Raw genomic sequence first — 23,345 nt, 5'->3', positions numbered from 1 at the left:
CAAATTACTCAAATTAATCATAAAAAAACACAACAATAACAGGTAAAGACTTATGTCGAGTGTAAGAAAAAACGGTTTCACGCTGTTTGAATTGATCGTCACGTTAGCGATTAGTGCGATTTTAGTCATGATAGCCCTGCCACATTTTCATCAACTGATGGCAGAACAAGAACTCAAACGAATTCAGTATTCATTACAGTCCAGCCTGAAAATAGCACGTTCTCATGCCTTCACTCATCACAGCAATGTGGTGATTTGTCCTACACAAAACTTTGTTCAATGTAGCAAGCAAAACTGGAATACTGGTTTTTTGATCTTTATGGATCGTAATCGAAACCGCCAAATTGACGATAGTGAATACATTCTTTATACAGAAAAAACTGCACTTAAATACGGAACCTTGGATTGGCGTGGAACTTTAAACATTCCTAGTGTGACTTTTAATGCTCAACAAGGTTTGCCGATCGGCTCAAATGGTAGCTTCTTTTACTGCTCCACTCACCTTACAAGCAAGCGCTTAGTACTCAGTAAAATGGGGCAAACCCGAGCTGAAGACATCAATATATGTTAACTCAGCAGTCTAAACGATCTTTACATTGTCACATTATTCTTATCTTTTTTTGCCTATACTGCAGAAGTGATCTATTCCTGCTTGGAATTCAATCTAAACAAGAGCACAAATAAATTGGGAGAATAAAATGATGGATATCGTGATTGTGAATGGCGCTCGTACTGCTATGGGTGGTTTTCAGGGTAGTTTAGCCACACTAAGCGCACCTGAACTGGGTGCAGCAAGTATTCAAGCCGCTATTCAACGTGCAGGTCTGCAACCCACAGATATCGAAGAAGTCATTATGGGCTGTGTTTTACCTGCTGGCTTAAAACAAGGTCCTGCACGTCAAGCCATGCGTCAAGCTGGTTTGCCAGATTCAACAGGCGCAGTGACCATCAACAAACTCTGTGGTTCTGGTATGAAAGCTGTCATGCAAGCAGCCGATGCAATCAAAGCAGGTTCTGCCTCAATCATTGTCGCTGGTGGTATGGAGTCAATGAGTAATGCACCTTATGTACTGACCAAAGCACGTGCTGGGTACCGTATGGGACATGGTGATGTGAAAGACCACATGTTCTTAGACGGCCTTGAAGATGCTGAAACAGGTCGTTTGATGGGCTCATTCGCACAAGATATGGCCAATAGCAAAGGTTACACACGCCAACAAATGGATGACTTTGCGATTCGCTCACTCAAACGTGCACAAACTGCAGTCAATGAAGGCTATTTCGCTGATGAAATCGTCCCTGTGACAGTTACAACTCGTAAAGGCGATGTCATTGTAGATAAAGATGAACAACCTTTTAATGCCAATATTGAAAAAATTCCAACACTTCGTCCTGCCTTCGCTAAAGATGGCAGTATTACTGCTGCAAATGCCAGTTCTATTTCGGATGGTGCATCGGCACTCGTACTCACTTCTGCTGAACATGCTGCTGCCAAAGGGTTAAAGCCTATGGCAAAAATTGTGGCTTATGCAACCAACTCACAACATCCATCAGAGTTCACGATCGCCCCTGTTGCTGCGATTCAGAAAGTATTGGATCGAGCAGGCTGGAATGCACAAGATGTAGATTTATGGGAAATTAATGAAGCTTTTGCCATGGTCACCATGTGCCCAATGGATGAATTCAAACTAGATCCTGAAAAAGTGAATATCAACGGTGGTGCATGTGCGCTTGGGCATCCTGTGGGTTCTACAGGTTCACGTATTATCCTGACTTTAATTCATGCGCTTAAACGTACAGGTGGCAAACGTGGCGTGGCCGCTCTCTGTATTGGTGGTGGTGAAGCAACTGCTGTCGCAATTGAATTGCTTTAATGCCTTGCAGCCCCTATCCCATAAAGTAGGATTTAGGCAGATTAAATAAAGTCATTCCCTAACTCCTCTTTAATTCAAAAAGTAAAAAGACGAATCATTGATTCGTCTTTTTGCTTATAGCTTTAAAAAGTTTAGAGCAATTCTGCACGCAACTGTTCAGGCGATTTCATTGACAATAAACCTGGCGCAACATCATAAGCAGTTTTTGCACCATATTGCTGCATTTGGTTTAAACGATAGCAAGCACGTGCATAAGCCACCAAAATACTCGCGGTAAACTCAGGATTGCTGTCTAACTTCAATGAGAATTCAAGCACTTGTTTTTGTTCATCGCTGGTATTACCACTGCGAATGACAAAACCACCATGTGGCATGCGTTGGTGATCTTTGGCTAAAGTCGCTTCATCAATGAAATTTACGGTTGTGTTGTAGTCAGCGAAATAATCTGGCATGGTCACAATCGCTTGCTCTACCGCAGCAGCATCGGCACCTTCTGCAAGTACGACATAACATTCACGAGTATGTTTATCTTTGGTGCTTAATACAGGACGCGCACCGCTACGCACTTGTTCAATGGCATCATTCGATGGAATGGTATATTGCACACCTGCTTTTACACCATCAACACGACGAATGGCATCTGAGTGACCCTGACTTAAACCTTTACCCCAAAAAGTATAGGTTTCACCATCTGGTAACAACGCTTCACCAAATAAACGATTAATCGAGAACATGCCTGGATCCCAACCAATTGAGATGAGTGCAGTTTTCTTGTTCACTGTCGCAGGTGCATCTACAGATGCATAATATTCAGGAATACGTGCATGCGTATCGAAACTATCGACAATATTAAATTGGCTCGCCAGTACTGGACCTTGTTGTGGCAAGTCGTCTTTTGAACCACCACATAAAATCAGCACATCAATTTTGTCTTGAAAATCTGACAATGAATCCATGTGAAACACTGCTGTTTCAGCAAAACATGGTGAAACGCTTTCAGGCGCACGACGGGTAAAAATACCCACCAATTGTAAATCTGGGTTTTTATGAATCGCCGTTTCAACACCACGACCTAAGTTGCCATAACCAGCAATACCAATACGGATAGAATTTTGCATAAAGACAAATCACTTCATCATGAAAAAATTGAAAAATAAATCAGAGGATAATCACATCAAATTATCGTCTTGATTGATTTTTGATAATGTAAAAATAACGCCTACATAAGACTGCGATGCTACATCAGCGTGCTTATACTACAGCACTTTGCGGTAAATTAAATCATTAAGAAGTGCGATAAAACAAGCCGTTTGATCATTTTAAGGCAAACAAAAAGCCTGCACATGGCAGGCTGTTTGTAAATGTGTGAACCGCGATATTTCGATAAAATCTATCTACATTTCGATGAAATCCATCATCAATATATTACGCACCTGTTTGATAATTTGGTTTTGGCACTGCGGTAGAAGCTTGATAAGGATGGGTAAAGTCCGCCAAACCTGCTGCAGCTTCTTGCACATCTTTACCTTCTTTAATCACGAAAGTATCGAAACCTGCACGTTTCATATAATTTAAGACGTCTTTAAAGACATCACCGACTGCGCGAAGTTCACCCTGAAAGCCTTGACGGCGTAACAATGCCGCAAAAGAATAACCACGGCCATCGTTAAAACCTGAAAATTCAATAAAAATTGCATCCAGTTCTGCCAATGGAAATTCATGGTTTTCAGGCGAAGCATCTACCGTTAAATATAGGGCTTTTTTACCTGAAATTTGTGCCAACTGATCAAGCTGTTCAACGCTGAGCACCACATCACCTTGCGGTAATGCTGCATCTTCCGCAATCACTTGATAAGTATTGTCTGCAATCGTGCCATCTTTTGCGAGCACAGGTAGTGCAGTATTAAGCATAAGCGCGCTCCTTAAATGGTTGAATGCCGACACGGCGATAAGTGTCGATGAAGTCTTCACCTTCACTACGCAAATCTAAGTAGGTATTTAAAATTTCTTCCACCACATCAGGAATCACTTCAGCAGCAAAAGATGGCCCTAAAATATCACCGATTGACGCATCATGGTCTGCATGCCCGCCCAAAGTGATTTGGTAGAATTCCGCGCCTTTTTTATCGACACCTAAAATCCCGATATTACCAACGTGGTGATGACCACAAGCGTTCATACAACCTGAAATATTTAAATCCAGTTTGCCAAGATTATAAATGGTATCCAAATCATCAAAACGGCGTGAAATGGCTTCTGAAATTGGAATAGATTTGGCATTGGCAAGTGAACAGAAATCACCACCCGGACAGCAAATAATATCGGTAATAAAGCCAATATGCGCGCGCGCCAAGTTGTTAGCATCTAGCACTTGCCACAATGCAAACAGGTCTTTTTGTGGCACATCTACCAAAGCAATATTTTGCTCATGCGTGGTACGCAACTCACCAAAGGTATATTGATCGGCTAAATCTGCAATCAGATTCATTTCTTCTGTCGTCATGTCACCCGGTGCAACACCTGCACGTTTCAATGAAATGGTGACAATACGATAGCCTTGTACTTTGTGCGCATTGGTGTTGATGTTGAACCATTGCTTGAATTTTGGATACTGCGCAAACAGCTCGCTAAAATCTTCATCGGCATAGTTTTGATAAGCAAATGGCGTGAAGTTTTCATCCATTTTTTGCAAAGTTTCTGCATCAATTTTTAAGGTTTTCACCGTATGTGCAAATTCAGCTTCAACTTTTTCTGCAAATACTGCTGGAGTTAAGGCTTTTACCAAAATTTTGATACGTGCTTTATATTTATTGTCGCGACGACCATGCAAGTTATAAACACGTAAAATAGCTTCTAAGTAAGCAATCAAATCTTCACGTGGCAAGAACTCACGAATAAAGCTACCGATAATTGGAGTACGACCTAAGCCGCCACCAACTTTAATTTTATAGCCAATTTCGCCTGCTTCATTTTTAACAATATAGACGCCAATGTCATGAAATGCAGTCGCAGCACGGTCAATTTCTTCCAGTGCAGACACCGCAATTTTGAATTTACGTGGCAAGAAGGCAAATTCAGGGTGGAAAGTCGACCACTGACGAATTAATTCACAGGTTGGACGTGGGTCAGCAATTTCGCCCGCCACGACACCTGCATACTGGTCTGTGGTGGTATTACGAATACAGTTACCCGAAGTCTGAATTGCGTGCATTTGTACGGTTGCAAGCTCTGCCAGCATGTCAGGCACATTTTCCAGTGCAGGCCAGTTAAACTGAATATTTTGACGTGTTGATACGTGCGCATAGCCACGGTCATAGTCTTTGGCAAGCTGCGCAACTTTACGCAATTGCTTAGAGTTCATCAGACCGTAAGGCACCGCAATACGCAACATTGGCGCATAGCGTTGTACATACAAACCATTTTGCAGACGCAATGGACGATATTCATCCTCAGTCAATTTGCCTGCTAAATAACGTTCCGTTTGGTCGCGGAACTGTGCAACACGTTCATTAATCAGTTGCTGATCGAAATCAGTATATAAATACATGGCGTACAGCTAGTCATTTCTATTATCACGGCTGACAGCATAGCGAGATTCAATCTATCAACAAAATGTGTTTTTTACATATTTATTAGCGATTTTATTGATAAGCCATTGCAACATCACAGCCTGTAAGCCTTTGCCAAAATTTACAGGCTTTTTATAGAGCTATCACAAAATAGTGCATGCTTTAGCACTTTTTCTGCTATAGCATCTATTCGATCTATTATTGATTACCTGAAATTACGACTTGGCTTCATCTTCATCCTGATTTTTAATCTGAGATGACCACTGCCCTGCACCCAAAGCCTGCCCGATATAATCGTAACGCATTTGAGAACGTGAAAATTTAATTGGACACGCCAACTGAGTTTCAGTTTTTTCGGCATTCTGCTGAATAGGAACTTCTACTGTCCAACCGCGTTGCTGTGCCAAAGGTGAATGTAAGGCTTCATCTAAAGTGAATACAGGTTCAACGCAGACATCATATTGCGCGAATACCTGCTGCCATGTGGCAAAACTTTGTGTTTTAATTTTATCTTGAATAGCGTGTTTGACTTGCAAGCGCTCTTGCGGATCTAAAGATGCCCCTTTTTCCAAAAGTATCGGTAAGTTTAAAATCTGTGCCAAACCCTGCATAAACTGCGGCTCTAAACTACCGACTGAAAGATAACGGCCATCTGCTGTTTCATAATAGTCATAATAGGTGCCACCATTTAAGTAAGATTGCTCAGCATATTGAGGAACCTGTGCCGCCAAAACTGCTGAAGCGGCCATATTGTTTAAAGTCGCAGCGCAATCGGTCATCGAAATATCAATATACTGCCCTAAACCACTGCGCTGACGTTCTATCACTGCACTTAAAATCGCCACCAAAGCATGCAATGATCCACCTGCTACATCGGCCACTTGAATCCCGAGCGGTGGCGGCCCACCCGCTTGCCGTCCACTATGCCCCGCAATGCCAGACAAGGCTAAATAGTTGATGTCATGTCCTGCCCTTTGTTGATAATCGCCTGTTTGTCCATAACCTGTGATGGAACAATAGATCAGTCGCGGATTAATTTTTGCCAAGCTGGCATAGTCCAGCCCTAAACGCTGCATCACGCCTGGTCTAAACTGTTCCAATACAATATCGAATTCGGCAATTTTATCGTGAATAAGCTGAATACTTTCGGGGGATTTTAAATCCAAAGTAATTGACTGTTTATTCCGATTCAAATAACTGTGCGAAGTCGCTTGTCCATTGGCATAGGGCGGAAATAAACGAATTAAGTCAGGACGGGTTGCCGATTCAATATGAATCACCTCTGCACCCATATCCGCCAAATACAAACTGGCAAAAGGGCCGGGCAATAAGGTAGAAAAATCTAAAACTTTTAAACCGCTCAGTGCATGTGTCATTGTTGTGATTACTCGATTTTTACTGATTTTCCGTTCATCTTATAAACAGCAAAACTGTAACACAATGTCATGTTCAGCCATTTACCTTGATCATTTCGGCAATTTATTATGTAAAATAAGTAAAATTGGTATTGTAAATTGCCAATTTCAATTTTTAGCGTCATTTAGGTCAAGCTTACGTGAATACAAAAGAGACTGAAGGATTTAACATGAGCAGAGATACCATTAGTATCCATTTTGTAAATGCAGCGCTCACGGGTGTTAAGCGACTCGGCATGGATGTCGAAACCTTATTATCTCATGTCGGTATTGAGGCAGAACTTCTGCGCCAACCGAAAGCACGTATTTCACCTGAACAATATACCCGCTTTATTAAAATGTTGTGGATGGTGACCCAAGACGAACACGTGGGTTTTGATTCTCAGCCACGTCGTTTGGGTACATTCGCGATCATGTGCCAATTGGTAATTCACGCCAAAACACTGGGCGATGCCTTAGAACTCTCTTCGCAATTCTACAAACTGTTTGGTGATGATTGGTCGGTTACCTTAGAACGTGATAAACACGAAGCACGTTTGGTACCATCTATTCCACAAGCTATGGATCCTGATCACTTTATTACTGAAAGTATGTTGATGATTTGGCACGGCTTGGCATCTTGGCTGATTGAACGTCGCCTGCCTTTGGAGCGCGTACATTTTGGCTATCCACGTCCTGCACATGCAGATGAATACGATGCGCTGTTCTTTGCGCCTGTCATGCAATTTGACATGCCACGCACCGAAATTACCTTTGCTGCCGACTACTTGGATTTACCAATTCGTCAAACCCAAGAAACCTTAGACGAATTCTTAAAAACCGCGCCTGCGCAATTGTTGGTGAAATTCAAAAACACCAATTCTTTAACTTCGCGTATTCGTGACGTGTTAAAGAGCCAAATTGGCGAAGAAATGCCAACCTTGAACGATGTTGCATCCATGCTGTACCTATCGCCACAAACCTTGCGTCGTCGTTTGGCTGCAGAAGGTAAAAGCTATCAAGGGGTAAAAGATGCATTACGCCGTGATGCCGCGATTCACCTATTGCTGAATCCTGAACTTACCCTTGAAGATGTGGCACAACAAGTTGGCTTTAGCGAAACCAGTACTTTCCACCGTGCTTTCAAAAAGTGGACTGGCGTCACACCTGGTTTATACCGTCAGTTGCACGGTTATCATTAATTTAGAATCGACAATTCACAATAACTCGTAATTCCAATCGATTGCCCTTGCACACCGCAAGGGCTTTTTTTATCGCTCTATTATAGTTTCAATCTTTCTGCCAAATTACTGCGTCATCCCAATTAGCAAAAAACCTCACTGACCTGTACCGTTCTCGTCATTGCACTTCAAAATTTTCAGATTACACTCAAAAGCAATCATAAAGAAAACTATCGACAAGGGATTGATTATGAGCGAGGCCTACATCATTGATGCTATTCGCACTCCGCGCGGCAAAGGAAAAAAAGATGGCGCATTACACGAAGTTAAACCCATTCGCCTACTCACAACCTTATTGAATGAATTGCAACAACGACACAACCTAGACACCTCACAAGTAGACGATATTGTTTTGGGTTGTGTCACACCAATTGGCGATCAGGGTGCAGATATTGCCAAAACCGCAGCGATTGCCGCAGGTTGGGACAATGATGTTGCTGGGGTACAAATCAACCGCTTTTGTGCCTCAGGTTTAGAAGCCGTGAACCTCGCAGCGCAAAAAGTTCGTTCGGGTTGGGAAGATTTAATCGTTGCAGGTGGTGTGGAATCTATGTCACGTGTGGCAATGGGTTCCGATGGTGGTGCTTGGGCATTCGACCCTGAAACCAATATGGCTTGTGACTTTATTCCACAAGGTATTGGCGCTGACTTAATTGCCACACTCGATGGCTATAGCCGTACAGAAGTCGATCAATTTGCAGCAGCATCACAGCACAAAGCCGCAGCAGCACAAGCACAGGGACATTTCGAGCGCTCGATTGTACCTGTCAAAGATCAGGCAGGTGTGGTGATTTTGGCACAAGATGAATTTATCAAACCACAGACCACAGTTGAAAGTTTGGCACAGCTCAAGCCAAGTTTCGCAATGATGGGACAAATGGGGTTCGATGCCATCGCCTTGCAAAAATATCCTGAAGCAGGGCAAGTCAATCATGTGCATCATGCAGGCAATTCATCAGGTATTGTTGATGGCGCGGCATTGGTCTTGATTGCATCGGAACAAGCGGTACAACAACACAACTTAAAACCACGCGCCAAAGTGCTTGCTACCGCACTGGTTGGCACAGACCCTGCGATCATGCTTACAGGGCCAGCACCTGCGGCACGTAAAGCCTTGGCCAAAGCAGGACTCAACATTGAAGATATTGACCTATTTGAAGTGAATGAAGCCTTTGCCGCTGTGGTGATGCGTTTTATCACGGAACTGAAAGTTGACCCTGCCAAAGTGAACGTAAATGGTGGTGCAATTGCCTTGGGGCACCCTTTAGGTGCGACAGGTGCCATGATTTTAGGCACTTTGTTGGATGAGTTGGAACGACAAGATAAAAAACGCGGCATGGCTACATTATGTGTAGGCGGTGGGATGGGAATTGCCACCATTATTGAGCGAGTATAAGGAGTATAAAAATGAGCGCAATTCACTATTATAAAAATGCCGATAACATTGTCATTCTAACCTTTGACTCACCAAATCAATCTGCCAACACCATGAATGCTGACTTTAGAGATGCATTAGCGCAAGTGGTACAAAAGTTAAAAGCAGACGAACAAGTGGCGGGAATCATTTTCGCCTCTGCGAAAAAAACCTTTTTTGCAGGCGGTGACTTAGATGAGTTGATTCAAGTACAGCCTGAGCATGCCAGCTCATTTTTTCAGATGATTGAAAACCTAAAAGCACAGCTGCGTTATATTGAAACCCGTGGTATTCCTGTGGTAGCTGCCTTAAATGGCACGGCACTCGGCGGCGGATGGGAACTTGCTCTGTGCTGTCATCATCGTATTGCAATTCGTGATGCAAAAACCAAGTTTGGTTTACCCGAAGTGACTTTAGGTTTATTGCCTGGTGGCGGTGGTATTGTGCGGATGGTACGTTTATTGGGTTTACAAACTGCCCTGCCGCTGTTGATGGAAGGCAAACAGCTGAGTGTGGAAAAAGCACAAAGTTTAGGTTTAATCCATGATCTTGCTGAAAATGAAACAGAATTACTCAGCAAAGCCCAAGACTGGATTCTTGCACATCCTCAATCACAACAAGTATTTGATGTCAAAGGCTATAAAATCCCTGGGGGAACACCATCTACACCTGCTGTCGCGCAAATGCTTTCCATTGCTCCTGCCATGCTACGCGACAAAACCAAAGGCTGTTACCCTGCGCCTGAAGCAATTTTGAGTGCAGCAGTAGAAGGTGCACAGGTTGATGTCGATACAGCCTTACGCATTGAATCTCGCTATTTTACCCAGCTCGCAACAGGTCAAATTTCTAAAAATATGATTGGCACCTTTTGGCATGGGCTGAATGCGATTAAATCGGGCAGTGGCCGTCCGCAAGGCATTGCACCGCATCAAACTCAAAAAGTCGGCATTTTAGGTGCAGGCATGATGGGCGCAGGCATTGCTTATGCCACAGCAAGCAAAGGCATTGCGGTTGTTCTTAAAGATGTATCCATCGAACAAGCTGAAAAAGGCAAAGCTTACAGTCAAAAACTATTGGATAAACAAGTATCGCAAGGTCGTATAAGTGCAGAGCGAGCAGCACAAGTTTTAGCCAATATTCATCCAACGGCACAGGCTGCCGATTTACAAGGCTGTGACTTAATCATTGAAGCTGTATTTGAAAATCCAGCACTTAAAGCACAAGTTACACAGGAATCAGAAGTATTTTTGCCTGAAGATGGTGTGATGGCCTCTAATACCTCAACTTTGCCAATAAGCGGGCTTGCCCAAGCTGCGCAAGATCAACAGCGCTTTATTGGACTGCATTTCTTTAGTCCTGTCGATAAAATGCCGTTGGTAGAAATCATTAAAGGAAAAAACACCTCTGCCGATACTTTGGCAAAAGCATATGACTTTGTGCAACACATTGGTAAAACACCGATTGTAGTCAATGACAGACGTGGCTTTTTTACCAGTCGGGTGTTTGGCACTTTTGTGCAGGAAGGCTTGCGCTTACTGGCAGAAGGCGTACATCCTGCCAAAATTGAAATGGCAGCTTTAAAAGCAGGTATGCCTGTTGGCCCACTTGCTATTCAGGATGAAGTATCTTTAACCTTATCTGAACACGTGGCACAGGAAGCACGTAAGGCGCTGCAAGCCGAAGGAAAAGACCGACCACTGTCGAGTGCAGATGAAGTCATTCAAACCATGATTCATCAATTCTCACGTAAAGGCAAAGCTGCAGGTGCAGGCTTTTATGACTACCCTGAACAGGGTAAAAAACAGCTTTGGTCGGGATTAAGTCATTGGTATCAAAATACCGAAATCGCTGAACAAGAGATGATTAACCGTTTCTTATTTGTACAAGCACTGGACAGCTTACGTTGCTTGGAAGAAGGTGTTTTAGAATCTGTCATTGATGCCAATGTTGGTTCAATTTTTGGCATTGGCTTCCCTGCATGGACAGGTGGTGCTTTACAATTTTTGAATCAATATGGTTTAACACAGGCTTTGGCACGAGCACAGCAACTTACTGCTGAATATGGCGAGCGTTTTACCCCACCTAAAATCTTGCAAGATCGTGTTGCTGCAGGTGCTAAAAGCATTTAAAGCTAAACTTTAAATTTAAAGCAATCTGGGAGGGATATATCATCCCTCTTTTTATTTGCTCAAAATTACAATGAATATCCCTGCATAAATAGAATTTAATCCGTTTTTCATGCATTTTATGTTATAAAGTTACATAATTTTAAGATTTAGATTCAAATTGGGTAGATGCACATGACCGAACGCCTTACTCCTGAAAAATCACCTTGGGGTTGGAAAGCACTCTTTATTTTCTGTATTTTGGGTGGAATTTTCATGTTTATTTTCTGGTTAGCGGTCACGAATGAACCTGACTACATGCCTAGCCAGCAACAAAAGCAGAATACTCAGCAACACGCCTTTAAAAATGCGCCAGCTATGTCACAAGAAGCATTGGCAAAAGCACAAGCAGATCGTGAAGCACGTGAAGCTTTGGCTGCTGAAACTGCAGATGCACACGGTATGACTGAAACAGAACATGCCAATATGCCTGAAAACCATGAGCCAGCACCCGCACATGGACATTAATATGCGCTAGCGGCTCTGTTCATACAGTTTATAAAAAGAAATCGCCATGATCACATTCCATCATGGCGATTTTTATTTTGCACGATTAAAATCAGGACTATCGACAATTCGTTTAAAATATCAATCGCATATCTACATGCGGAATACCACAATCTAAATACGACTCACCCTCAACCTGAAAACTCAAACTTTGATAAAACGGAATCGCGTGTTCCTGCGCAGACAACTTGACCCACGGACGTTGCTGCTGCTTTGCCACCTGAATAATATGCTGCATTAAAACACGTCCCACACCTAAACCGCGCTGTGATTTCAACACTGCGACCCGTCCAATACTGTGATTTTCCAGTAAACGTGCTGTTGCAATCGCCTGTCCAGTTGCATAGACCACAAAATGCAAGGCAACTGCATCTTGTGCATCCCACTCATCTTCAGGCGCAATTCGCTGTTCCTGAATAAAGACTTGCTCACGAATAGATTTGGCCTCTGCAGCAAATTGTGTCCAAGTGCCCGATTGAATTTCATAATCTTGCATCTTTATATCCTGTTCCATCTTGCTTAGCACTTAGAACCAATGCCCTGTTGATCCCACTGATCGTTCAACAACAACTCCAAAGAATGTTTTTGAATACCGTACATGGTTTTTAAATCACGAATTTGTGCCAAAACTGCTTGATCAGGTTCACTCCAATTTTGACGTTTGGTTGCCAAAATCATTTTGTTTTTACTGGTGTGTTCTAAAGCGACAAACTCAAAAACTTTGGTGTCATAACCATAGGCTTTGAGCAATAAAGCGCGGATGGTATCGGTTAACATTTCCGCCTGTTGCCCTGCATGAATGCCAAATTGCAGCATCGGTTGCAACACGCTTGGGCTTTGTAATTGTGGACGCAACTCTTTATGGCAACACGGCGCGCACATAATCATTTGTGCATTCAGGCGAATACCAGTATGAATTGCAAAATCGGTGGCGACATCACAGGCATGCAAAGCAATCATTACATCTAAATGTTCTGGCTGATAGGTGCGCACATCGCCCTGAAAAAAATCTAGCTGCTGAAAGTCTGAAGCACTCGCCACCGACTGACAAAACTCAACCATTTTCGGGTTTAGTTCCACCCCAGTCACAAAAGGAAGAAATTACTGCTTTTGCAAATAGTCATATAACGCAAAAGTTAAATAGCCTTTGCCTGAGCCAAAATCCACCACGCGCACAGTATTTTCCGAAATTTTGATTTGCGCCAAAGCCCCCGAAAAAATTTCAATGAATTTATTAATCTGTTTCCATTTACGCGCCATGCTCGGAATAATTTGCGCTTTGGCATCGCTAATCCCCAAGTGTTGTAAAAATGGGCTGGATTGATCGACATAACGCTGCTTTTCTCGGTCATGTCCTTGCGGTTCTTTCGGTTTCGCTATAGTCGGTGCTGTTTTACTAATGCTGAGCATGGCTTTCTTTTTGTTCTTTTTTAGCTGAATTTCCTGATCTGTCGTAAATAAATTGGCCTGTTTACAATCTGCCAATAAGTGACTCAATTGTATCTGTGCTTCTGCCAAAGGATAGTTTTTGGTGATATCCTGCGTTTTATGGCGATACAAACAAGTTAAAACGGTGTCTTGATTTAGCTGAATCACCCGTAAGGTGATTTTTTCTAATTGTTCCAGTTCGCCTTTATATTGACTCAGCACCACACGATCAAGCTTTTGTGTATCAATGGCTTGCTGAAAAGCCTCTAAGAATTGTTGTTCCTGCACAGAGGGAGAAGCCAAAGTCGACATAATAAAAACCTGAAAAAATTACAATTCAAGTTTAATTGTTATTACCCTAAAGCAAAATTGAATTACGATACAGTTGTATAATTAAAGAAATTAAAGCAGATTCGCCATGAAATTAAATGCCCCTTTAGTGCCTGATTATGACCTGCAAGAAGAACGGATTAACTATCTGAGCCATGGTGTTGGTGCGGCTTTGGCATTTATTGCAGGTATTCTTTTAATCATTAAAGGTGCGTATTTAAGTACGGGACAATGGCTAGGTTTGTGGGCCTATGCAATAAGCATGGTACTGCTTTTTTCTGCTTCAATGCTGTATCACATGGCAACCGCAGCAGACCGTCGTTATTTTTATAAAAAGTTAGATCACACCGCAATTTATTATTTAATTGCAGGGACTTATACCCCATTTTTATCCATCGCGATTCCTACTCAAAAAGCACAATATTTATTAATTGCCCTGTGGATTATTGCCCTGATTGGCACCCTATTTAAACTGGTATTTATCAACCGTTTTCATAAAATTTCTTTAATTGCCTACTTGGTGATGGGTTGGTTAGCCGTTCTGGTCATGGACGATATGCAAGCCTATTTAAGCAGCCAAGCCCTGACCTTTTTGCTAATTGGCGGCATTGCCTACACCGTGGGTGCATTGTTTTATGCCTTAAAACGCGTAAGATATACCCACGCAATTTGGCATGTATTTGTCCTAATTGGTGCAGGCGCACACTTTCTGGCAATTTATCTGTATGTGATTTAACGCTGAATATCGCTCATGTCTTACAGATAAAACGATCAGATTTGAATGGTGTTCATGGATGCAGTTTTGTAACCGACTTCTTGTTCAAAAAAGTATAACTACAAGAAGTATCTACTATTTTTCTGCCAGTGCGGTCTGTGCCAAATTACACTTTCATTTAAAATTCACTTTACATAAGGTCCTGTATGGCATCTTCATCTACTGCTGCCGCTGAACAGCCGACTCAAAATTCTAAATTTCGAGTACTGACTGCAAGCTTGGTCGGTACCACCATCGAGTTTTTTGACTTTTATATCTACGCCACTGCGGCAGTCATTATTTTCCCGTATCTGTTCTTTCCGACCAGTACTGACCCAATGACGGCAACCATTCAATCTCTCGCCACCTTTGCAATTGCCTTTATCGCCCGTCCAATTGGCGCAGCTTTATTTGGACATTTAGGAGATCGGATTGGACGCAAAGCCACTTTGGTCGCGGCATTATTGACCATGGGAATTTCTACAGTCTGTATTGGTTTACTGCCGACGTATGCACAAATTGGGATTATCGCGCCATTACTGTTGGCGTTGTGTCGCTTAGGGCAAGGTTTAGGCTTGGGCGGTGAATGGTCGGGAGCAGTACTGTTAGCCACAGAAAATGCCCCTGAAGGTAAACGTGCTTGGTATGGCATGTTCCCACAATTGGGCGCTCCGATTGGTTTTATTCTTGCCACAGGTTCATTCCTTATTTTAGGTGCGCTGATGTCTGAGCAAGACTTTATGACATGGGGCTGGCGCATCCCGTTTATTTCGAGTGCCTTATTGGTGATTGTCGGTTTATGGATTCGCTTAAAACTGCATGAAACGCCTGCCTTCCAAAAAGTGTTGAATAAACAAAAAGAAGTCAATGTGCCATTTATTCAGGTCTTTAAAAAACACGCTAAAATGTTAGTGCTCGGTACAATCGCTGCAATTTGTACCTTTGTGGTGTTTTATCTGACTACGGTATTTGCCTTGCAATGGGGCACCAAACAACTGGGTTATTCACGTGAAGAATTCTTAAAACTTCAACTACTAGCCACATTGTGTTTTGCTGCTTTTATTCCCCTCTCAGCCGTTTTAGCCGAAAAATTTGGACGTAAAACTACCTCTATTGCGGTGTGCATCGTCTCTGCAATTTTTGGCTTATTCTTTGCCGATATGCTTGCTTCAGGCAGCACGTGGATTGTATTTATTTTCCTGTGTATTGGCTTGGCAATTATGGGACTTACTTACGGACCAATTGGTACAGTGTTGTCTGAAATTTTTCCTACTTCTGTACGCTATACAGGCTCGGCACTCACCTTTAACTTGGCGGGTATTTTTGGCGCATCGTTTGCCCCACTGATTGCCACCAAACTTGCCACCACTTATGGCTTGGCTGCAGTTGGTTATTATTTAAGTGCAGCATCCATCTTGTCTTTAATCGCATTTTTAATGATTCGAGAAACCAAGCATGATGATGTAAACAATCAAATTTAAGCGCAAAAATTGCATCAAAAAACCAGCCTCGGCTGGTTTTTTTCATGTAGGCGATGGTGACGGTGCTTACAATAATTCAATAATATCAATCGTGGGCGGCACACCAAAACGAAAAGGAACACCGACCATTCCTGTCCCTACAGTCACAAATACATCGGCATGATCATGGCGATATAACCCCTTTTTATGCCCTAAAATAGATACTTTTTTCATCACATAATCGGTCAGCCACGGCAGTTCAACCTGCCCACCATGGGTATGTCCTGCCAACATCAACGGACGTGTCGGCAATTTTGGCACCATATCCACTGTATCGGGGTTATGTGATAACAACACCCACGGCTTATCCTGAGGTAAATCGGGCATATAGCGCATGTCGGTTTTACCTGCCCATAAATCGCCAATACCGAGCAAACGAAACTCATCAAACTCGACAATTCTACCTTCAATATCAATCACGTTATTTTGTTCTAAAGCCGTTTTTAACAGCTCTTGAATGGGCGGGCCAGGATACTGCTCATCATGATTACCATTTACCGAATATACAGGCGCACAAATTTCTTTTAATACCGCCAATTCTTCGACCAATTTATTTTCAGGCTCATAAGTCCAGTCGCCTGCTACAACGACAATATCGGGGTTTTGCAAATTGAGTTTTTTCACAATTTGCTTCAATTGACGCTCATGCCCAGAAAACAAGCCAATATGTAAATCTGCAATTAAAGCAATTTTGACAGGCTTTAATAAACGGCGATCTGCATGAATTTGATATTTGGTAGTTTTGACTTGAATCAAATGCGGTTCAATCAAACGCGCATAGCTCAACACAGCACTGACTAAAAATACAAAAATCGCTTCGTGGATGGAGTAATAGCCCTGAATACCCGCATAGACACTAAAAAAAACCAAAGGCGGCAACAGGTAAGACAAATAAAATGCCAACAAATGCACAAAGGCCTTAAACGGGTGAATGGTTTCTGTATTGGCCTGACTGCGCCATGCTTGCGAAACTGCCCACAGCGCCAAAATTGCCATACCCATATAGAAATACAACACGACTGAATCGTTATCCCACATATTTATTCTCTATTACTTCATACTTCTGCTATTCAATGCTGCGCTAAACCCAGATGTCGCATTTAACCCACACACGTCATATATCTGTATTGTCATATTTATCTTTTCATAGCTGACAATTATACTCAAACCCTATTTTTAACTTATTTGCTCCTCGTGCTAAAAAGGAATTTAATTTGGCAAACCGCAGCTCATCCGCTCCATTTCAAAATATTCGGCACAACGTCTTGTGGCTGAGTTGCGCCTTCGTTTTGACACTCTCAGGCTGTAGCACGCTGCCCAAACAGATTGAACATCCGATCCGGATGGCGTTTGAAACCCCAACCGATCAAACCAGTTTGGCCAAAATTGTACTGCCGCTACGCGAAAAATATCCGCAGCTTACGGGTTATCATGTCCTGTATGATCCGCTCGAAGCCCTAGCAGCACGTATCTATCTGATTAATAAAGCAGAAAAATCTTTAGATTTACAATATTATATTTGGGATAACGATAAAATTGGCGCGCTTGCACTACACGCCATTATTCGTGCGGCAGATCGTGGGGTGAAAGTCCGCTTATTGGTCGATGATAACAATGCCAAAAAAATGGAAGGCATTTATCTCGCGCTCGATCAACACGTCAACATCGACATCAAACTGTATAATCCATATCGCTTTCGACATTATCGTGCCATGGACATGATTTTGGATTTGAAGCGTATTAACCGTCGTATGCACAACAAAAGCTTTATTGCCGATAACCAAATTTCTCTGATTGGTGGGCGCAATATGAGCAATCAATACTATAACGTCAGCGACAATTATCAATTTTCTGATGTCGATGTGATGTTAGTCGGCTCGGCTTCGGATGAAATTATTCACTCTTTTGATGAATACTGGAATGATGACTATGCTTATTCAGTCAAGCAATTGGTCAATCCACAACATTACACCTTGCGTTATGAAAGCTTAAAACAGCAATTAGAACAGCACGATCAAGAAGCCACCGTACAAAATTATTTAGATTTGGTGACTCGTTCTAAAGCGATTGAACAGTGGATGACGCATAGTATTAAGTTCGATTGGGTCAGTGCTGAAGTGGTCAAAGATGCGCCGAGTAAAATTAAAGACCGCGCCTCAAAAGAAGAACATCTCAACTTTCAATTGCTGACGCATTTAGAGAAGCCAAGCAGTAGTGTCGATATTATTTCTGCGTATTTTGTCCCCGAACAATCGGGGGCAGAAAAACTAAAAGACTTGGCGGATGATGGCGTTCAGGTACGCGTACTGACCAACTCCTTTAAAGCCAACGATGTTCCTGTGGTGCATGCTTTTTACGCCAAATATCGAGAAGATTTATTGGCAAATAACGTGCAGCTGTATGAGTTTTTGGCGCGACCTGAAATGGAAAACCTAAACACACATACGCACGAAATTTCCAAAAAAGCCAAAGTCAGTATGAAAGGTTTAAGCCGTTCTAGTTTACATGCCAAACTCATGGCATTGGATGAAAAACAGGTATTTATTGGTTCGTTTAATTTTGACCCACGCTCGGCATATTTAAATACTGAAATTGGGGTGATTTTAAACAGTCCGCCATTGGCTCGCTCAGTTCACCACACCATGGATGTCAATTTGTCCAAATATGCTTATAAACTGGTTTTGGATGCACAGCAAAACATTCAATGGCACATGAAAAATCCACAAGGCGAAACTCAAATTCTGAAAAAAGAACCAGGGATGAAATGGTATCAACGTGCGACAATGAAAATTACCTCATGGCTGCCAATTGAAGGCTTTATGTAGCAACATAATATTGAAGCTGTTGGATGATGACCATTATTCTTAAAAAAATGTGATGTGCTTAGGCTATCTTTAACATGAAGATGCGCCTAAGCATGTTTTATGATGTCAGCACTTGTGGTTTTAATACCTGACGATGCAACTCAGCCAAACCTTCTGTCATGCGTTCCTGTACCACAGCAGTTAAAGATTCAATATCGTGCCCTTCTACCACAATTGCAGGTAACGCCATTAAATGCGCTGTCACTTTCGGCATTTCCAAAACATCTTTCACATGATCAACAAAGGTCATGTCATTAATAAACGGCGCAACAGTATCTAACTCACCTTGCTGATTCACATAACAAATCAGACAAATTTGCACAGGTCGTTTGGCTTCAATTGCTGCCCCTAAAATACGACCATGCACTTTTTTAATTTTGCTTCCATCTGACGTGGTCGCTTCAGGAAAAAATAATACAGGAATATCTTGTTTTAAAAATTGCGTGATTTGTTCACGAATTTTGACTGAATCGCCAGAGCCACGCTTAATAAATAGCGTCCCCCCACCTTTGGCTAACTTACCCAATAACGGCCATTTTTCAATTTCAGCTTTGGCCAGAAAAAATACCCGCGCACTAGAACCCAATACCGCTACATCTAACCACGAAATATGATTACTGACCCATAGCGCAGGGTCATGCGGAATTTCACCATGAATTTGCACTTCAATATTAAAAACTTTGCACAATTGACGGCAAAAATATTGCACATAGCGCGTATTGTTCGGGTTGTTGGTGTCTTTATACAATTGATGACGATAGACCAAATAAAACCCTTCACCAATCGCGCCAGCCGTTGCCAGAACTTTTTTGCTATACAAAGCAAGCTTTGCAAAACCATGAATTGGAGATGTGTGAGTTTCAACAGCTGGGTTCATAGGGTCATCACTAATTGTTAAACGCAAAACAACGTATAAAGGTCTATATTTTGCTCATTCTATACTGTTCAATCTGAACTTGCATTGATAATAAAAACCGAAACCTGCATGCAAACATGCGACTTTTGGCAAAATCTAAATAGATAAATTCTATATTGGGGTCATCCTTATAATTGAGTTTACATACGTTGATATAGCATCAAATCAGGGCGCAGGAAAAATCCAATCATCTATTTCCCTGCACAAACATTTTTTCTACTAGAATATAGCTTTAGCATGGAGATTGCGCTGAGTGGAAAATTTTGTGCCACCTCAAGATGGCGAGCGTGTTGTACTGGTCAGTGTCGCTGTCCAAATTTTAGAAGACCTAGATGCCGAAGAATTTCAGCTCTTGGCTGAATCTGCGGGTGCAGAAGTTTTACAACACGTCCACACTCAACGTAGTAAACCCGATGCCAAACTCTTTATTGGCTCAGGCAAAGCCGAAGAAATTGCCGCATTGGTCAAAGAACACGACGCCAATTTGGTCATTTTTGATCATGCACTCAGTCCTGCACAGGCACGTAATTTAGAAAAAGTGATGCAATGCCGTGTGGTTGACCGTACCGAACTCATTTTAGATATTTTTGCTCAACGCGCCCGCACTTACGAAGGTAAATTACAGGTCGAATTGGCACAATTACAACATTTATCTTCACGTTTGGTGCGTAGTCGCAGCAACTTAGACAGTCAAAAAGGCGGTATCGGCTTACGTGGTCCTGGGGAAACCTTGCTTGAAACTGACCGACGCTTATTGCGTATTCGCATGGGACAACTAAAAACCAAACTCGATAAAGTCCGTCAAACCCGTGCACAAGGTCGTGTGGCTCGGCAAAAAGCCGCCATTCCTACCGTTTCATTGGTCGGTTATACCAACGCAGGCAAATCGACCTTATTTAATATTTTGGCGCAAAGTGATGTCTATGCTGCTGACCAACTGTTTGCTACGCTTGACCCTACTTTACGGCGTTTAGAATGGGATGGCATCGGACGTCTGGTATTGGCCGACACCGTTGGCTTTGTAAGAAACCTATCTCACTCTTTGGTGGAATCTTTTAAAGCAACTTTGGAAGAAACCTTAGAAGCCAGTTTATTGCTGCATGTGATTGATTCAAGCAGCCCCGATGTGTTGGAACAAATTGAAGCAGTCGAAGGTGTGCTAAAAGAAATTGGCGCAGATGTACCTATTTTGCGGGTTTACAATAAAATTGATGTCTCAGGCGAAACAGCCAAAATTATCTATGAAAAACCGCATCAACCTGACCGTGTCTATGTATCGGCACATTCAGGGCAAGGTTTAGACTTGTTAAAACAAGCCGTACATGAATGTTTGATGGGGCAAATTCAAAAGTTTGATCTTAAATTACAACCTGCTTATGGCAAACTGCGCAATCAACTGTATGCGCTCAATGTCATTCAGGCAGAACAGTACGATGATGAAGGTCAATTACATCTACAAGTCAGCATGGCACCACATAAACTGGAACAACTGATTAAACAGGCACATTTACCGATAGACGAAATTTTAGGTGCACAGGCAGAACAATTTAAACGTCCGCTTGAAGCATTTGAAATTGACGATCAGATCGGTTAAAACGTGATAAGTAAAATTTTAATGAAAGATCAAAAATGAGCAGGATAAAACATATCGATTGGCCAGCATGGATCGGCACACTCCTTTTGATTATTGTGTTTCGTGAAGCCTCTGTATGGATCATGACCCAATTTAATCACCCAGAATTAGGCAATTTAGTCGGTTTGCTCAGCCTACTGGCGGTATTATTTACATGGCGCAAACTCAGTAAAATTCCTGCTCGTCTGGTCGATACCAACAACAAAATCATGAAAGAAAGTGCCTTTGCCTTTTTACCCATCAGCGCGGGTTCATTAATTATGCTCACGCACATGGGCAAACAAATTCCAATCTTCTTAATTGTGTTGTTTATCAGTACGCTGATCCCGCTTTGGCTGTATGCCAAAATGGCAAAACGCTGGCTTTAGGAGATTAAAATGCTGTCAATTCTATATGGTTTTTTAATCACTCTCGTTGCATATTTACTGGCAAAACCTTGCAACCAAAAAGTCCCGCAAATCCCTGTGATTGTCTTTGGCATGTGTTTTGTGTTGCTACTGTTGTATTTTTTCGGGATTCCATACGAAACTTACGTCGCACAAACCAACCCTTTGTTTAATCAATTATTGGGCTATGTGACAGTTGCACTCGCCATTCCTCTAGCAGCCATGCGTTATGACGATTTACCCCTCAAAGCGATTTTAGGTATTTTGTTCTTTGCCAGTCTTAGTGCTGTGGCGCTGCCGATGGGGCTTGCTTATGCGCTACATATGTCCAGTGCCGATATTATGGCATTTGCCACCCGTGCAGTGACCACGCCGATTGCGATTAATATCGCAACCTTATTAGAAGCACCGATTCAATTGGCAGTATTAATTGTGATTTTATCAGGTGTCGTGGGTGCTGCTTTTTCACCACTTATTTTAAGGCATATCAATGATGAACGTGCTTCAGGTTTGGCACTTGGCTTAGCTGCACATGCCATTGGTACTGCTCAAGCATGGCAACGTGGCAGTGTTGCAGGACGTTATGCTGCCTTTGGCATGGCAGTCAATGCAGTCTTTACCGCAGTTTGGCTGCCAACATTTATACTGTATTTACAAAAAATGTGACTGAGCAATCACTTATTTAGACTTGTCGAGTTTTAACTTTCTTTTTACTATGAAATATCCAGTTAGCCAAAAACAAGGAACATTGAACATGGTCAAGATGAAACTCACCGTTGCCTTAATCTGCTCAGCGTTAGGAAGTTTTGCGCTAGCTCAAGATATTACGGGTACTTGGAAAAATATTGATGACAAAACAGGTTCATCAAAAGCAATTTTAGAAATTCGTCAGGAAGCCAATGGCACCTATACGGCTAAAATTGTCAAAGTTACCCCTCGTCCTGGCTACACCCCTAAAGATACCTGTGTCAACTGTCCTGCGCCTTATACCAACCAACCTATTTTAGGAATGGATATACTTAAAGGCTTAAAACATACAGGTGGTACTAACTTCTCTGGTGGAAAAATTATTGACCCATTAAACGGCAATATCTACAGCACCAAAGCCAAATTAAGCAGCAATGGTAAACGTCTGACCATGCGTGGTTATGTGGGCGTATCTGCTTTAGGACGTAGCCAAACTTGGATTAAAAGCGACTAATTAATTGCTTCACTTTTCACTTAAAATGCCACACGTTCGTGGCATTTTTTATTGGTTTTCTTACATTTTAGTCGCAACTTTAAGATTAATTTTTTCTCAAATCGCTTGACTCCTACCACAACTCGCTTTATATCTTGAATAAACCTCTG

20 protein-coding genes and 1 pseudogene are annotated in these 23,345 nt (G+C 42.2%); 13 read left to right on the top strand and 8 right to left on the bottom strand.

Annotated elements, in window-relative coordinates:
- The first annotated feature begins 52 nt into the window (after positions 1-52).
- A complete protein-coding gene (locus tag J4G44_RS05210) occupies positions 53-571 on the top strand; it encodes a GspH/FimT family pseudopilin (protein ID WP_207973908.1) in 519 nt (172 codons plus the stop codon).
- 127 nt (positions 572-698) lie between these two features.
- Positions 699-1,874, top strand: a complete 1,176-nt coding sequence (locus J4G44_RS05205) for a thiolase family protein (protein WP_207973907.1) — start codon at positions 699-701, stop codon at positions 1,872-1,874.
- A 131-nt stretch (positions 1,875-2,005) separates the two neighbouring features.
- Here the strand turns inward: J4G44_RS05205 and J4G44_RS05200 are convergent, their stop codons facing one another.
- The 4 genes from J4G44_RS05200 to J4G44_RS05185 all read right to left on the bottom strand — a co-directional run bounded on the left by J4G44_RS05200 (position 2,006) and on the right by J4G44_RS05185 (position 6,819).
- Positions 2,006-2,992: a diaminopimelate dehydrogenase gene (locus J4G44_RS05200; protein ID WP_207973906.1), complete on the bottom strand. Its 987-nt coding sequence runs from the start codon at positions 2,990-2,992 to the stop codon at positions 2,006-2,008.
- 307 nt (positions 2,993-3,299) lie between these two features.
- Positions 3,300-3,785, bottom strand: a complete 486-nt coding sequence (locus tag J4G44_RS05195) for a DUF934 domain-containing protein (RefSeq protein ID WP_004972443.1) — start codon at positions 3,783-3,785, stop codon at positions 3,300-3,302.
- Positions 3,778-5,421 carry a nitrite/sulfite reductase gene (locus J4G44_RS05190; protein WP_004972445.1) on the bottom strand — a complete coding sequence of 548 codons (1,644 nt, stop codon included), beginning with the start codon at positions 5,419-5,421 and terminating at the stop codon, positions 3,778-3,780. Before J4G44_RS05190 ends, J4G44_RS05195 begins: the two co-directional genes overlap by 8 nt.
- A 237-nt stretch (positions 5,422-5,658) precedes the next feature.
- Entirely contained in the window at positions 5,659-6,819 is a 1,161-nt protein-coding gene (locus J4G44_RS05185; protein WP_004972446.1) for a CaiB/BaiF CoA transferase family protein, read from the bottom strand.
- A 209-nt stretch (positions 6,820-7,028) separates the two neighbouring features.
- Here J4G44_RS05185 and J4G44_RS05180 point away from each other — a divergent pair, with 209 nt between their 5' ends.
- The 4 genes from J4G44_RS05180 (at position 7,029) to J4G44_RS05165 (ending at position 12,125) form a co-directional block, all read left to right on the top strand.
- Positions 7,029-8,039, top strand: a complete 1,011-nt coding sequence (locus tag J4G44_RS05180) for an AraC family transcriptional regulator (RefSeq protein ID WP_004972448.1) — start codon at positions 7,029-7,031, stop codon at positions 8,037-8,039.
- A 229-nt stretch (positions 8,040-8,268) separates the two neighbouring features.
- Positions 8,269-9,474, top strand: coding sequence for an acetyl-CoA C-acetyltransferase (locus tag J4G44_RS05175; protein ID WP_207973905.1), 1,206 nt, complete (start codon positions 8,269-8,271; stop codon positions 9,472-9,474).
- A gap of 11 nt (positions 9,475-9,485) precedes the next feature.
- Positions 9,486-11,621: a 3-hydroxyacyl-CoA dehydrogenase NAD-binding domain-containing protein gene (locus tag J4G44_RS05170; protein WP_207973904.1), complete on the top strand. Its 2,136-nt coding sequence runs from the start codon at positions 9,486-9,488 to the stop codon at positions 11,619-11,621.
- Between the two features lie 171 nt (positions 11,622-11,792).
- Positions 11,793-12,125, top strand: coding sequence for a hypothetical protein (locus J4G44_RS05165; protein WP_004972453.1), 333 nt, complete (start codon positions 11,793-11,795; stop codon positions 12,123-12,125).
- 112 nt (positions 12,126-12,237) lie between these two features.
- On the opposite strand, the gene J4G44_RS05160 is transcribed toward J4G44_RS05165, so the two are convergent.
- Complete coding sequence (locus J4G44_RS05160; protein ID WP_004972455.1) at positions 12,238-12,660, bottom strand: GNAT family N-acetyltransferase; 423 nt, start codon at positions 12,658-12,660, stop codon at positions 12,238-12,240.
- Positions 12,661-12,683: 23 nt separating this feature from the next.
- Positions 12,684-13,904 (bottom strand): annotated as a pseudogene (locus J4G44_RS05155) (class I SAM-dependent methyltransferase).
- A gap of 106 nt (positions 13,905-14,010) precedes the next feature.
- Here J4G44_RS05155 and trhA point away from each other — a divergent pair.
- Both trhA and J4G44_RS05145 read left to right on the top strand, forming a co-directional pair.
- A complete protein-coding gene (gene trhA, locus J4G44_RS05150) occupies positions 14,011-14,658 on the top strand; it encodes a PAQR family membrane homeostasis protein TrhA (protein ID WP_004972459.1) in 648 nt (215 codons plus the stop codon).
- Positions 14,659-14,843: 185 nt separating this feature from the next.
- Positions 14,844-16,157 (top strand): MFS transporter, encoded by a 1,314-nt coding sequence (locus tag J4G44_RS05145; protein ID WP_096901571.1) that lies wholly within the window; start codon positions 14,844-14,846, stop codon positions 16,155-16,157.
- Positions 16,158-16,223: 66 nt separating this feature from the next.
- On the opposite strand, the gene J4G44_RS05140 is transcribed toward J4G44_RS05145, so the two are convergent.
- Positions 16,224-17,234, bottom strand: coding sequence for a metallophosphoesterase (locus J4G44_RS05140; RefSeq protein WP_207973903.1), 1,011 nt, complete (start codon positions 17,232-17,234; stop codon positions 16,224-16,226).
- Positions 17,235-17,410: 176 nt separating this feature from the next.
- Here J4G44_RS05140 and J4G44_RS05135 point away from each other — a divergent pair, with 176 nt between their 5' ends.
- The gene (locus J4G44_RS05135; RefSeq protein ID WP_228291705.1) at positions 17,411-19,021 is read left to right on the top strand and encodes a phospholipase D family protein; all 1,611 of its coding nucleotides are present in this window, start codon (positions 17,411-17,413) and stop codon (positions 19,019-19,021) included.
- 97 nt (positions 19,022-19,118) lie between these two features.
- Here the strand turns inward: J4G44_RS05135 and J4G44_RS05130 are convergent, their stop codons facing one another.
- The gene (locus J4G44_RS05130; RefSeq protein WP_096901584.1) at positions 19,119-19,937 is read right to left on the bottom strand and encodes a lysophospholipid acyltransferase family protein; all 819 of its coding nucleotides are present in this window, start codon (positions 19,935-19,937) and stop codon (positions 19,119-19,121) included.
- A gap of 292 nt (positions 19,938-20,229) precedes the next feature.
- Here J4G44_RS05130 and hflX point away from each other — a divergent pair, with 292 nt between their 5' ends.
- The 4 genes from hflX to J4G44_RS05110 all read left to right on the top strand — a co-directional run bounded on the left by hflX (position 20,230) and on the right by J4G44_RS05110 (position 23,196).
- Complete coding sequence (gene hflX, locus J4G44_RS05125) at positions 20,230-21,570, top strand: ribosome rescue GTPase HflX (protein ID WP_167845795.1); 1,341 nt, start codon at positions 20,230-20,232, stop codon at positions 21,568-21,570.
- 35 nt (positions 21,571-21,605) lie between these two features.
- Entirely contained in the window at positions 21,606-21,977 is a 372-nt protein-coding gene (locus tag J4G44_RS05120; RefSeq protein ID WP_004972466.1) for a hypothetical protein, read from the top strand.
- A gap of 9 nt (positions 21,978-21,986) precedes the next feature.
- Entirely contained in the window at positions 21,987-22,661 is a 675-nt protein-coding gene (locus J4G44_RS05115; RefSeq protein WP_179990654.1) for an LrgB family protein, read from the top strand.
- Positions 22,662-22,749: 88 nt separating this feature from the next.
- A complete protein-coding gene (locus tag J4G44_RS05110) occupies positions 22,750-23,196 on the top strand; it encodes a DUF2147 domain-containing protein (protein ID WP_154321023.1) in 447 nt (148 codons plus the stop codon).
- The last annotated feature ends 149 nt before the right edge of the window (positions 23,197-23,345 follow it).

The organism is Acinetobacter towneri (genome assembly GCF_017498585.1).
In the GTDB taxonomy this organism is placed as follows: domain Bacteria; phylum Pseudomonadota; class Gammaproteobacteria; order Pseudomonadales; family Moraxellaceae; genus Acinetobacter; species Acinetobacter towneri.
The sequence above is the reverse complement of the archived record's forward strand: the minus strand, read 5'-3'. Positions and strand labels throughout refer to the sequence as shown.

What these genes read in the sequence shown, in the direction of transcription:
- J4G44_RS05130 (WP_096901584.1), bottom strand. Translation starts at nt 19,937, where the DNA reads ATGAACCCAGCTGTTGAAACTCACACATCTCCAATTCATGGTTTTGCA.
- J4G44_RS05195 (WP_004972443.1), bottom strand. Translation starts at nt 3,785, where the DNA reads ATGCTTAATACTGCACTACCTGTGCTCGCAAAAGATGGCACGATTGCA.
- J4G44_RS05110 (WP_154321023.1), top strand. Translation starts at nt 22,750, where the DNA reads ATGGTCAAGATGAAACTCACCGTTGCCTTAATCTGCTCAGCGTTAGGA.
- J4G44_RS05180 (WP_004972448.1), top strand. Translation starts at nt 7,029, where the DNA reads ATGAGCAGAGATACCATTAGTATCCATTTTGTAAATGCAGCGCTCACG.
- J4G44_RS05115 (WP_179990654.1), top strand. Translation starts at nt 21,987, where the DNA reads ATGCTGTCAATTCTATATGGTTTTTTAATCACTCTCGTTGCATATTTA.
- J4G44_RS05140 (WP_207973903.1), bottom strand. Translation starts at nt 17,234, where the DNA reads ATGTGGGATAACGATTCAGTCGTGTTGTATTTCTATATGGGTATGGCA.
- J4G44_RS05165 (WP_004972453.1), top strand. Translation starts at nt 11,793, where the DNA reads ATGACCGAACGCCTTACTCCTGAAAAATCACCTTGGGGTTGGAAAGCA.
- J4G44_RS05175 (WP_207973905.1), top strand. Translation starts at nt 8,269, where the DNA reads ATGAGCGAGGCCTACATCATTGATGCTATTCGCACTCCGCGCGGCAAA.
- J4G44_RS05145 (WP_096901571.1), top strand. Translation starts at nt 14,844, where the DNA reads ATGGCATCTTCATCTACTGCTGCCGCTGAACAGCCGACTCAAAATTCT.
- J4G44_RS05210 (WP_207973908.1), top strand. Translation starts at nt 53, where the DNA reads ATGTCGAGTGTAAGAAAAAACGGTTTCACGCTGTTTGAATTGATCGTC.
- J4G44_RS05185 (WP_004972446.1), bottom strand. Translation starts at nt 6,819, where the DNA reads ATGACACATGCACTGAGCGGTTTAAAAGTTTTAGATTTTTCTACCTTA.
- J4G44_RS05170 (WP_207973904.1), top strand. Translation starts at nt 9,486, where the DNA reads ATGAGCGCAATTCACTATTATAAAAATGCCGATAACATTGTCATTCTA.
- J4G44_RS05160 (WP_004972455.1), bottom strand. Translation starts at nt 12,660, where the DNA reads ATGCAAGATTATGAAATTCAATCGGGCACTTGGACACAATTTGCTGCA.
- J4G44_RS05205 (WP_207973907.1), top strand. Translation starts at nt 699, where the DNA reads ATGATGGATATCGTGATTGTGAATGGCGCTCGTACTGCTATGGGTGGT.
- J4G44_RS05200 (WP_207973906.1), bottom strand. Translation starts at nt 2,992, where the DNA reads ATGCAAAATTCTATCCGTATTGGTATTGCTGGTTATGGCAACTTAGGT.
- J4G44_RS05120 (WP_004972466.1), top strand. Translation starts at nt 21,606, where the DNA reads ATGAGCAGGATAAAACATATCGATTGGCCAGCATGGATCGGCACACTC.
- J4G44_RS05190 (WP_004972445.1), bottom strand. Translation starts at nt 5,421, where the DNA reads ATGTATTTATATACTGATTTCGATCAGCAACTGATTAATGAACGTGTT.
- trhA (WP_004972459.1), top strand. Translation starts at nt 14,011, where the DNA reads ATGAAATTAAATGCCCCTTTAGTGCCTGATTATGACCTGCAAGAAGAA.